The sequence below is a fragment of the Spirosoma areae genome, from assembly GCF_054781775.1.
In genome coordinates, this window is record NZ_BAAGTT010000040.1 from 314,812 (window position 1) to 326,272 (window position 11,461).

Genomic DNA, 11,461 nt, shown 5'->3' on the forward strand with positions numbered 1-11,461 from the left:
GCAGGTGGTGGCGGCCAAACAGAAAAAACGCTAAACCGGAACAGGAAGAGCCGAAACGCCAGCCGCGATTTTGCGATTTTCGGTCGTATACCGTTCATAGATATAGTCCTGCTCGTCGTAATACTCATTCGACACCACCAGCACGATAGCCGTATCCTGAAAGTTTTCCAAGAGGTGCCAGTCTCTGGGTTCGAGAACTAAGCACTGATTGGGCTTATCGAGGCAGTAAAGATTGATTTGTTTGCCGGTTTCCACATACACCTCCACGCTTCCCTGAATGCAGACCAGGGCCTGCCAGGCGGTTCGGTGCCGGTGTCCGCCACGGGTCGTTCCGTCGGCCCGGGCGATGTAATAGATTCGCTTTAACGCCCCCGGCAGAATATGTTCAAAGACCGTTAAATCGCCCCGTTCGCACGAGTGTTGAGCCAGTTTGAGAAGTTGGGCCATGTGCGTGATGGTAAAAGAAAGTGCTTCCCCAAACGAGTGGGGAAGCGTTTACAAGTCCAACCTATGAATGGAGAATTACAATACGGTTACCGTCATCGTTTTTTTGACCGCGTCGGGGCTGCCCGTAATGCCGGTGGCGGTGAGTGTCACGGTATACATACCGGCAGTGGCATACGTGTATGTCGGCGCTGGATCGGCAACAACCGCCGAGCCATCCCCGAAATCCCAGGTGTAGCTGACTGCATTGGCCGATGTATTGGTAAAGGCAATCTTCTTTGGCGTGGCTGCGTCGGCTTTGGTCGTGAAACCGGGCGTCGGTTTCAGGATGGCCGGGTCGAGCGAAATAATCGTGGTCCTGAGCAGGGGGTTTATGGGCGTTTGCGAACTGGCAATAGTAACCCCAACGGCTACTTTTTTTTGCGGATTGGCCCGCAGGTAATCCAGGTCGATACTCAGCTCAAACGGGGCCGACGTTTTACCGTTTTCGAGGGTCACGGCTGTCGGCAGGGTGAATTTATCGGCAGGCAGCGCCATTGTTCCGGCCAGAACATTGGCGCTAATCAGGCTATTGACCGTGTCGGCATTAGCGGCAACCGTTACGGCCAAATCGCCATCTGTTGACACACCGCCCCGAAACACACTCAAGGGAATGAGTAGTTTTTTCTGGCTAAGGTTAACGGTGAATTTATAGGCGCCCGACGTTGAAATGCTGGTGATAGCGAACAGGCCATTTTTAGCCGCCGGCATGTACAGAATCTGTTGCGGGTAGTCGGCCTTAGCCAGTTCTTCGTATTTACAGGAACTGACCAGCAGGCCAAATCCGAGACAGACCAGGGCAAATCGGGTCATATTGATAAGCGCGTTCATGCGTTTTGGCAGTTAGGAATTACCACAGTGGATTTTGAACCAACCCCTTCGATGCGTTGAGTTCGCCCTGCGGAATTGGATAAAGGTACATTTTGGGTTCGAAAACACGGTTTTCGACCACAACGGGTTTGTATTTGAACGTGGCGTCTGCGTTTTTGGTGATCTCAACGCCCATCAGCGGGGTGCCTAAGTATTGCGGTCCCTGCATCCATCGGCGAACATCCCAGCCCCGGTGATCTTCAAAGGCCAGTTCCACCCGGCGCTCGTTCCGAATCCGTTCCCGCATCTCAGCCTGCGACAACCCGGCGGGCAGCACCGGCATGGCAACACCCGTCCGGGTACGCACCCGGTCGACGTAGGTTTTAATGTCGGCGTGGCCGGGTGAGGCTTCGTTGAGCGCTTCGGCGTAGTTTAGATACACTTCGGCCAGCCGGATAAGATTCCACGAGTAAACGCTGGTATTATTCAGGAGCAGGTTCAGGCTTTCGTTGACATATTTTTTGAGATAATAGCCTGTTTTGGTAGCATTTACGACACCCCGGCCATCGCGTCCGCCAATCCAGCTTTCAACGTTACGGCCTTTATAGGCGGTGTTGTTCAGAATAATATTCAGCCCTAAGCGGGGGTCTCGGTTGGTATAGGGAGCAGTCGCGTGAGCCGGGTTGTTCCAGTCGAACTTCGTGCCGTTGGTTAGTTCGTAGGCATCGACTAAGTTCTGCGAGGGCGTGGTGCCGCTGTTACCCAAATCGTACCCGATGGGATAATTCGCCTTTTCAAAGGTGTTGGCCGCCGAGTTGCGCCGGGCAAAAATGATTTCGGGTAAGGTGTAGCTGTTGGTAATGAACAGGTTGCGGTAGTTGGAATGCAGCGCATAACCCGTGCCCGCCAGGTCGATAACGGCTTTGGCGGCATCGGCGGCTGCTTTCCACCGCGCCTGCCGGTCGCCGGTGAGCGAAATCAGCGTCGGGTTCGCATAGCCACCCGCCCAGGTTGGCGTGTTGAACAAATCGCTGGCGGCATAAAGCAGCACCCGGCTTTTGAGGGCCAGGGCCGCCCCGCGCGTGGCCCGGCCTAAATCGGTGGCGGGGAGTGCATACACAATGGGCAGATTTTTGGCGGCTGAGTCGCATTCGGCGGTGATGTACTGCATACATTCAGCCAGCGTATTGCGCTTTATCGCATCGAAATTATCGTCGACCGAAAAAATCTGGTTGATAATGGGCACGCCCCCGTATCGTTTCACCAGCTCGAAGTAAAAATAAGCTCTCAGAAAACGGGCTTCGTATTTCCACCGTTTAATATCGGCTAAGCGATTTTGATAAACGGTTTGGGCCGAGGGCGCGGGGTCGAGCCGGTACTGATCCAAGTTTACGCTGTCGGTAGCGGCCAGAAACTGATTCGTTTTCCGAATACCCCGGTAGAAATTAGCCCACAGATTTTCGGGGGTATCGACGGCATTCCACGAGCCATTATTGAATTTCTGCACATTGGATGTTTCCAGGGTATGCTCCGCTTCATCGGTGGCCGACGCGGTCATGGCGCCATCGATTTGCAGATAACCCGCCGGCATGTCGGTGTACAGCGAATTGACCCGATTCAGGGTAAAATCGTAGGAACGAATAAGCTGTTGCTCGGAGATGTCGGTAACGAGTTCCCGCTCCAAATCCTCGCAGCCACTAAGCCAGACCAGCAAGACCGCACAAAGTATAGATACGATAGGTTTCATATTGACGTCTTATTAATGGGGTAATGTATTAAAACTGAATCCGAACCCCCGCGCTGACGGTTCGCAGGGCCGGATAGCCGCCACTCACTTCGGGGTCCATATACCCGTTCAGGTGATCGAGCGAGAACAGATTGGTGCCGTTGATAAACACCCGTGCGTTGGTCATCTTAACCTTTTCAGTGAGCTGACCCGGCAGGGTATAGCCGAGTTCAAGGCTGCGTAGCTTGATAAAACTGCCATCGCGCTGCCAGAACGACGAATACCGGTAGTTATTCAGGTTATTGGAAGCCGACAGGCGCGGGTACGTAGCCGACGCGGCCGTTTCGGTTGTCCAGCGGTCCAGGGCAATTGGAGCAATCTGTCCGTTGTTCTGGAAAGCGTAAAACTGTCCGCCCAGATAAGCCGTTCGCCCGGTAACGCCCTGAAACAGGAATTCCAGGTCGAAGCCTTTATACTGGAACCGGGGATGCAGGCTAATGGTCAGCGTGGGTACGCTTGTTTTGCCAATCGCCCGTGTATCGTTCTGGTCAATCAGGCCGTCGCCATTTTGATCTCTGTACTTAATGTCGCCCGGTTGCACGGGGGTAAATATTTGCCGGGGACTGGCGGCAATATCAGCCTGATCCCTGAAGAGGCCAATGGCTTCCAGACCAAACGGCTGGCCGATGGGCAAACCCGTTGTGTACTGATAGTCGTAGAGCCTGACCGCTTCGGCATTATACCCGATTTTATTTTGGGCATACCACCCGCTGGCTTCCACCGAATACTGGAACTGGTCGGCTGGTTTGCTGCGGTACCGAATCGTGGCCTCAAATCCGTTGTTTGTTACTTCGCCCTGATTGAGCAACGGCAGCGTTACGCCAATGTATTGGGGTACCGTCCGGTTGGGAGCCGCCAGGATGTCGTACCGGTTTTGACGGAATACGTCTACGCTGACATCCAGCCGCTTCGCTATCGTGAGTTCCACGCCAATGTTTAGCTTTTTCTCGCTCTCCCAGCTCAGGTCGGTGCTGGCGGCTGCGCCCTCAGCCAGACCATTTGCCTGCGTGTTGGCCGTACCTAAGAAATACGCAGCGGTGTAGGGATACCGTTGCTCGAACATGAAGCGGGTGCCGCCAATCTGGTCATTACCGGCCAGCCCATACGAGCCGCGCAGTTTCAGGTAAGTGATGGTGGCGTTCTGGTTCAGGAATTTTTCGTTCGAGATAATCCAGCCGAGCGAAGCCGCCGGGAAGAATCCATACCGTCGGCTTTTGGGAAAGGCTTCTGACCCCATGTAGCCAAAGGAGAACTCGCCGATGTATTTCTCGGCATTTGTATACGTCACGCGCCCTCCCAAACCCACATGCTTGAAGGGCAGGCTTTCGGCCGCCGTGGTGGTGTTGTTTATGCTCGTGTAATTACTCGAGTTGTAGAGCAGCACGGCCGATACGTCGTGCTTCCCGAAGGTATGGTCGTAGTTCAGAAATCCCTGAAAAACGGTGTTCCGCCACTGGTCCGAGTTGGCCTCATTGCCCACCAGCGATGTATTCTGGCCGTAGCGGGTGTAGGTCGTATCGCCGGCGGTTCCCCGGCTGGCACCAAACCACTCGTAGGTTTTGGTTTTATTGGAGTAGCTTCGGAAGAAGTTGTTGAACGACACAGCCGCCGAGATGCTCAGCCCCGGCGCGATCATGTCCAGTTGTTCGGTCAGCTTTAAGGTCGACTGGAGGGTTCGGCCATTGGATGCGTAGGAACCGGTCTGAAGCAGGTTAGCCAGCGGGTTGGTTAGGGCACTGGTGCCGCCAAAGGTGCCATTTTTGTTGTAAACCGGAAAGGCATTCGGCGGCAGTGTCGATAAGGAACTCAAAAAATTACCGGTTGTATTCGCTGCCGGATTGGCTTTATCTTCAACTGTTCCGCCTAAGGTTAGCGAGGCCGAGATGCGTTTCGTCAGGTTTATGTCGATGTTCGAGCGGAAATTAAACCGCGAGTAGCGGGAGTTGACGCTTTCATCGGCCATATCGCCTACATTCTTATAGAGGCCACTGCTCCGCACGGCATTCAGCAACACGAAGTACCGAACGGTGCTGTTGCCCCCTCTGAAATTCAGATTGTAGCTGGAGATCGGCGCGGTTTTCTTCAGCACTTCGTCGTACCAGTTCACGTTTGGATGGAAATACGGGTCGCTGCCGGTCCGGTAGGTGTCCAAATCGGCGTCGGTATAGCGGGCGGCAGTGCCGTCGTTTTTCAGCCCTTCGTTATACAGCCGGGCATAGTCGTAGGATCCCAGAAATTCGGGCAGTCGGGAGGCCGTATGAAAGCCCTGCTGCGTACTGAAGTTCACAACCAACGGGCTGTCGCTTCCCCGTTTGGTAGTCACTAACAACACCCCGTTGGCGCCCCGAAGGCCGTAGATGGCCGTTGCCGACGCATCTTTCAGCAGCGAAATCGACTCGATTTCGCTGGGAACGAGTTGCTCGTAGGTTCCCTCGAACCCATCGACCATAATTAACAGATCGCGCCCGGTTCCGAAGGTATTGATGCCCCGCCCAACGAGCGAGGGCGAATCGTTGCCAGGCTCTCCGTTGTTTTGCATGACCGTCAGCCCCGGCAGGCGACCAAAAAGCGTATTGGCCAGGTTGGTAGTAAAGTTTTTTTCCAGGTCACCGCCCGAAACCGTCGAGAGTGCCCCGGTAACTTTCCAGGCAGGTTGCTGCCCGTAAGCAACTGGTCTGAGGTACGATTGCCGACTCACCGACGTAACTTTCGTCAGCGAGTCTTTGGCTGTTTCCTGCGCCCGAACGGTCTGACTCAGGCCAATTCCCAACAGCAGCAAAGGTATACTATAGTAGTTTTTGGCGTTCATAATTTAACGTTTTCGGTCGGATGAGTTAAAGCAATGAAGAATGAATAATGCAAAATGAGTAATGCATTCATGCTGATTCTTACTATTCATTCTTCATTCTACATTCTTCATTAATACCCCGGATTCTGGACAAGGTAGCCCTTATAGACTTCGGTATTCAGGAATGGATGCAGGTACATTCTGGGCAGAAATGTTCGGTTTTCGAATACGTAAGGCTCGTATTTAAATTCGGTGCTGCCCGTAATTTTGGAAATTTTCAGCCCATACATGGCCCCCTTCATAACGCCTTCCTCCTCGGCAACCATCCAGCGCCGAATGTCGTACAGGCGATGGTCTTCAAAAGCCAGTTCAATGTCGCGCTCGTTGCGTACCCGGCTTCTGAATTGCTCTTTGGTCAGGCCTGCAGGCAGTTTGGGCATACCCGACCGCTGCCGGATGGTGTTCACGGCATCATAGGCCGCCGGAACCGGCCCCTGCGCTTCGTTGAGCGCTTCGGCATAGTTCAGATACGCTTCGGCAAGTCGGAAAACGATGGCATTGGGCACCACACCGGCACTGCTCGATAAGGCATCGGGCATCAGCTTTTTGAGCCAGGCCCCCCCATCGCAGTCACTGGCATGGCGACCGCCCTGAAAGGTTTCCAGCAGCGGCACATCCTTGTTATAGTTAGAGCCGTTATAGCCCACCGACTGAGCAAAACGGGGGTCTAATTCCCCGTATTTTTTGGTTAAATCATTGCCACCCGGCCAGGTCTGGGCCGTCCCGTCTTTCTTTTCGTACTTCCTGACGAAATTATGCGTAACCGATACGCCACCCCAGGCATTGATGATGGAAACCGGCTGGAGACCATACCAGGGAAACTGCGTGCGCGCCCGGCTGCCAAACACTTTTTCGGCCAGCACGATTTCTGCGTTATCATTCTGCTCCCAGGCGTATTTATAATTCTTGTCGACACCTTTGTCGGTAATAAGCGTAAACCCACCCGCAGGGGCTAAGTCGAGGGCTGCTTTGGCCGCATCGGCGGCTGCCTGCCAGCGGCTGTTGTCCTGATTGCCGTAGCAAATCAGCTTATTATTGTTCCCTAAGCTCATATATGGCGTAGCCGTATTGAACAACGGACTGGCGGCATAGAGCAGGGTGCGCGCTTTCAGCATCTGAGCTACCGTTTTGGTGGCCCGCCCCCGCAGGTTGGCCGGGTAGGTAGCGGGCAGTTTGGCAACGGCATCGTCGCAGTCTTTCACAATGAAATTCACGACATCTTCCACCGGGCTGCGTTTCAGATCAGACGCTTCGGCGGCATCCAGTCGCTTATCAACGATAGGCACCCCGCCATAGCGTTTGAGCATTTCGGAGTAGTTGAGGGCGCGAATAAATTTCATTTCGCCGATCACCTGATTTTTATACACCTCGTCCAGACCGGGCACGTCGTTCAGCCGTTCCAGAATGATGTTGCAGTTCCGAATGGCGGTCCAGCGAATAAAATACCGGTAGTCTTCACTGGCCACTAAGCCGCCCGACGAGGTAATGTTGCCCGCATTCCACTGCTCGGTATGAAAAAACGCCACTTCGGCTTCGGCTTCGTCGGTGATGGGCGCGTTGATGCAAAAGGTTCTTGAGGTCGGAATCAGGGCGGCATCGTTGTAGCTGAAAATCGAATGAATCCCAATCCGGTACGTACCCGTGATGAACGTCTCTAATTGAACCCTGGAGGAGAAAATGGTACTCTCAGTAACATCGACACCCGGCGCTTTATCCAAAAATTCGGTGATGCTTTTGTCACAGGCCGATACGGCTACGCACAGGCCGATACAAACGATAGCCCTACTGATTGTTTTCATCTTGAGTTAGAATTTAAGGTTAAGCCCGACGTTGATGGTCCGGGTGAGTGGGTAGGGTTCTTCGTTGGTGATGCCCGGTGGCAGTTCCGGATCGACGCCCGGAAACACGGTGCTCCAGGTTATCAGGTTGTTGGAATTGACATACAGGCGGGTCGCGCTCAGGCCTATTCTGGCGAGAAGGGTCTTGGGGATATTATAGCCGAGTTCGACATTTTTCAGGCGCACATAGCTGGCATCACGAACCCAGTATGACGAAACCTTATTGTTGTGATTTTCTTCAAGGCCCTGCGTCAGGCGGGGAAACTGGATGGGGAGTCCTTTCTCATAGCGTTCTGCCGACCAGCTATTAATCAGGTAATCGACCGCGCCCGAATTTTCAAAGAAACCCCGGAACTGCCGCCGGTTATAGGCCAGCGATACATTGCCCGCCCCCTGAAACAGGATGGAAAGGTCGAAGCCCCTGTAGTTGCCGCCGAGCGAAATGCCAAAGATTTTTTCGGGAAAATTGGAGTAGCCAATGGGCACCTGGTCATCGTCATTAATAATGCCGTCGCCGTTGGTATCCTTGTAGCGGATGTCGCCGGGTTGCAGTTTGTTGCCGTTAAACGCCGAAACAGGACGATTGGCTTCATTGACTTCATCCCAGGTGTTGTAGAGTCCATCGGCGACAAAGCCAAAAAACTGACCGAACCGTTGCCCCGTGCGATACTGGTAGGAGAATGGCCTCGCCACTTCGTCCTGAAACTCCACTTTGTTGCGGGCAAAGGTAAAATTCCCTTTTACCCAGAAGTTAAGCCCGCCAATCCGGTCGTTGTAGGTAATGTCCCCGTCGAAGCCGCTGTTTTTCATTTTCCCCAGGTTGTAGGCGGGCAGGGAGGCCCCCACCGTTATGGGCACCGTGCCGAGGTTGGCTAAAATATTGTCCCGCTGCTCACTGAACACATCCGCCGTGATGCCCACTTTACCTTTCCAGAACGACAACTCCACGCCTAAGTTTTGCTTGATAGCCCGCTCCCAGGTAACATCCGGGTTGCCCAATTTGCCCTCTATCGAGCGGGTGTATCCGGTTTGGGTGCTGCCTACTTCACCGAAAAAATAGCCGTTCGTGGCCGAGGTATAGGCCGAAGGCCGGTACAAAAACCGGTCGCTGGTAATCAGGGCGCTAAGTCGGTCGTTCCCGACTTCGCCATACGAACCCCTGACTTTCAGGTAGGTCAGTACGTTATTTTTGGGAAAGAACGGTTCATCAGACGCGACCCACCCCAGCGAATAGGCCGGGAAAAAGCCAAAGCGTTTGCCGACATCAAAGTTTTCGGTGCCGTTGTAGCCAAAGGTAAACTCGGCTAAGTAGCGGCCTTTATAGCCATACGTGGCCCGCCCCACAACGCCCTGATAGCCGTTTGGCACCAGAAACGGCAGTTCGGGGTCGAAGCGTTTGGTTTGGTTGTAGTTCACTAACCCCGTCACGTAATGGTCGCCGAAAGCCCGTTTGTAGTCGAATCCGAATTCGGCATAGGTCCGGCGATTTTTACCAATGGTCTGTTCAAATGAAAACGGCTGTTCGGCACCGGTCGGCACTAAATTCACGCTGTTATCGGGCAAACGGAGAGCATTATACGTTATCAGCGTGCGCCTGTTTATTAACGTCTCGGTGTTGTTATTCTGGTAATTGACTAAGCCATGAACCGACAGGCCTTCGGTAATAAAATCCAGCGTGTAGTCTAAGCGGGTGGAGCCTTGCAGGTAATTCCGAAATATCCGGTTGTAGCCCTGGCTAAACATATCGCCAACGGGGTTATTGGCCGTTCCCAGCCCCACTAAGTTAACAATCTTACCGTCTACAATCCCCGGCGAGGTTAACGGGTTCGCTTTGCCAATTCCCTCAATGACCCGGACTGTCGGCCAGTTAGCCCCACTGATGTTTTCGGTTTGCGACGAGAGGTCGAGAGAAACTTTCAACCGTTTTGTTACGTCGAAATCGAAATTCGACCGAAAATTATACCGTTTGTATTTTCGGTTGGCATCGAAATCCTTAATCAAATCGGTATTGTTAAACTGCCCACCCTGGCTAAAAAAGCCCGCCGACACAAAATACCGAACTTTTTCGGTGCCGCCGTTGATGCTCAGATTATGCTGGGTTTGCACCGCCTGCGGTTTGAGCACCAACGAATACCAGTCTGTATTGGGGTGGAAGATGGGGTCGGCGCCGGATTTGTACAGTTCCAGATCAGCATCCGAAAACTTGGGGACGTACACGGCCCCCGATACGTAGGCATCGTTTTTGGCGGATTCGTTGAACAGGCGGGCATAATTGTAGCTGTCCATCCCTTTCCGCAGGTTGGTGAAGCTGGTCACGGCTACGTTTGCCGTATAACTCAACTGCGGCTTGCCCACTTTCCCGCGCTTGGTGGTAATCAGCAATACGCCGTTGGCTCCGCGCACGCCATAAATGGCCGTTGCCGACGCATCCTTGAGGATGGTCAGGTTTTCAATTTCGTTGGGGTCGATATTGTTGTAATTGCTCACCTCAACCCCATTCACCATGATGAGCGGGTCGGCGGCTCCCGAAAAGGTAGCTACGCCCCGGATACGCAGGGTCGATGCGTCGTTGCCCGGCTCGCCACTTCCCTGAACGGCAAAAAGGCCCGGCATCCGACCCACGAGCGAGTTGCTGATGTTGGCCACCGGCGACTGAAGCAAATCTTTGGTGCTGACGGAGGCAATGGCGCCGGTAACGGTTGCTTTTTTCTGCGTACCAAACCCTACCACCACCACCTCATTCAGTTCCTTCATGTCGGGTTTGAGAATGATGTTTACCTGCTGACGGTTTCCGACGGCAATTTCCTGTTTTTCGTAGCCAACGAAGCTAAACACCAGCACGGCGTTTCGGTCGGGCACGGCAATGGAATAATCCCCGTTGGCGTCGGTATTGGTGCCTTTGGTGGCGTTCGCCCCTTTCAGAACAATAGTAGCCCCCGGAATAGGCTCGCCCTTTTCGGTATCGGTCACTTTTCCTTTCACAATAATGTCGGCAGGCCTGGTAGCCGTTGCGAACTGGAGATCGGCTTTGGTCAGAAGAATGGTGGGGATAGACTCACTGGTGATGGTCTGGTCGGCATACGGGTTGGTAGCCGTGTTGAGCAGGAAGGCTTCTGCCGGATTGTTTTTCGCGTTTTTCCGGGGCAGTATGGTGTAGCCTCCGCCTTTGAGTTTTTTAAACCGCAGGTTCATGGGTGTGAGTACCCGTTCCAGAACCGCTTCCAGCTTGTCGTTTTCGTTGACCGTGCCGGAGAAGGTCTTGTTCTCTAATAATTCTTTCTGGTAAACAAAGCTGACTTTGTGAACAGACTCTAATTTTTTGAGCAGGTTCGTCAGGCTGTTGATGTTCTCCTGTGCGGTGGGCTGATGCGTTCGTTGCGGGGCGGCTGCAAAGGCAAACTGAGCCATCACTTCTGGAAGCCCGCCAAAACATACCAGCAAGACAAGACTATAAACGAAGAGGATAGGTTTTTTCATAGTTCAAACAGGAATCGGGTGACTGCCTCTACGGTAGTTGATAGTCAAACAGGCAGAGGTGCCACTTTTCCCGTTTTTTCTATGATTATTTTCTGTTTGTTTTTAAATCGTCAACGGTAGTATTGAAGCTGTTTGACTATGGTATGGCGTAGTAGTGTCGGGCCGCCCCTGAAGGGGGCTTTGTCTGAAGGCGAGTTAAGCCCCCTGACAGGGCAGGGC

General features: G+C 53.4%; 6 protein-coding genes. All 6 read right to left on the bottom strand.

Annotated features, from left to right (window positions below):
• Positions 1-30: 30 nt before the first annotated feature.
• Positions 31-447, bottom strand: a complete 417-nt coding sequence (locus ACYVI1_RS24890; RefSeq protein ID WP_460913568.1) for a sugar 3,4-ketoisomerase — start codon at positions 445-447, stop codon at positions 31-33.
• A 75-nt stretch (positions 448-522) separates the two neighbouring features.
• Complete coding sequence (locus ACYVI1_RS24895; RefSeq protein ID WP_460913569.1) at positions 523-1,314, bottom strand: PKD domain-containing protein; 792 nt, start codon at positions 1,312-1,314, stop codon at positions 523-525.
• 19 nt (positions 1,315-1,333) lie between these two features.
• Entirely contained in the window at positions 1,334-3,040 is a 1,707-nt protein-coding gene (locus ACYVI1_RS24900) for a RagB/SusD family nutrient uptake outer membrane protein (RefSeq protein ID WP_460913570.1), read from the bottom strand.
• Positions 3,041-3,068: 28 nt separating this feature from the next.
• Positions 3,069-5,888, bottom strand: a complete 2,820-nt coding sequence (locus ACYVI1_RS24905; RefSeq protein WP_460913571.1) for a SusC/RagA family TonB-linked outer membrane protein — start codon at positions 5,886-5,888, stop codon at positions 3,069-3,071.
• A 110-nt stretch (positions 5,889-5,998) separates the two neighbouring features.
• Positions 5,999-7,726, bottom strand: coding sequence for a RagB/SusD family nutrient uptake outer membrane protein (locus ACYVI1_RS24910; protein WP_460913573.1), 1,728 nt, complete (start codon positions 7,724-7,726; stop codon positions 5,999-6,001).
• A 6-nt stretch (positions 7,727-7,732) separates the two neighbouring features.
• A complete protein-coding gene (locus tag ACYVI1_RS24915) occupies positions 7,733-11,242 on the bottom strand; it encodes a SusC/RagA family TonB-linked outer membrane protein (RefSeq protein WP_460913574.1) in 3,510 nt (1,169 codons plus the stop codon).
• Positions 11,243-11,461 lie beyond the last annotated feature (219 nt).

Coding starts and splice junctions, on each gene's coding strand:
- ACYVI1_RS24895 (WP_460913569.1), bottom strand. CDS start 1,314: ATGAACGCGCTTATCAATATGACCCGATTTGCCCTGGTCTGTCTCGGA.
- ACYVI1_RS24905 (WP_460913571.1), bottom strand. CDS start 5,888: ATGAACGCCAAAAACTACTATAGTATACCTTTGCTGCTGTTGGGAATT.
- ACYVI1_RS24890 (WP_460913568.1), bottom strand. CDS start 447: ATGGCCCAACTTCTCAAACTGGCTCAACACTCGTGCGAACGGGGCGAT.
- ACYVI1_RS24915 (WP_460913574.1), bottom strand. CDS start 11,242: ATGAAAAAACCTATCCTCTTCGTTTATAGTCTTGTCTTGCTGGTATGT.
- ACYVI1_RS24910 (WP_460913573.1), bottom strand. CDS start 7,726: ATGAAAACAATCAGTAGGGCTATCGTTTGTATCGGCCTGTGCGTAGCC.
- ACYVI1_RS24900 (WP_460913570.1), bottom strand. CDS start 3,040: ATGAAACCTATCGTATCTATACTTTGTGCGGTCTTGCTGGTCTGGCTT.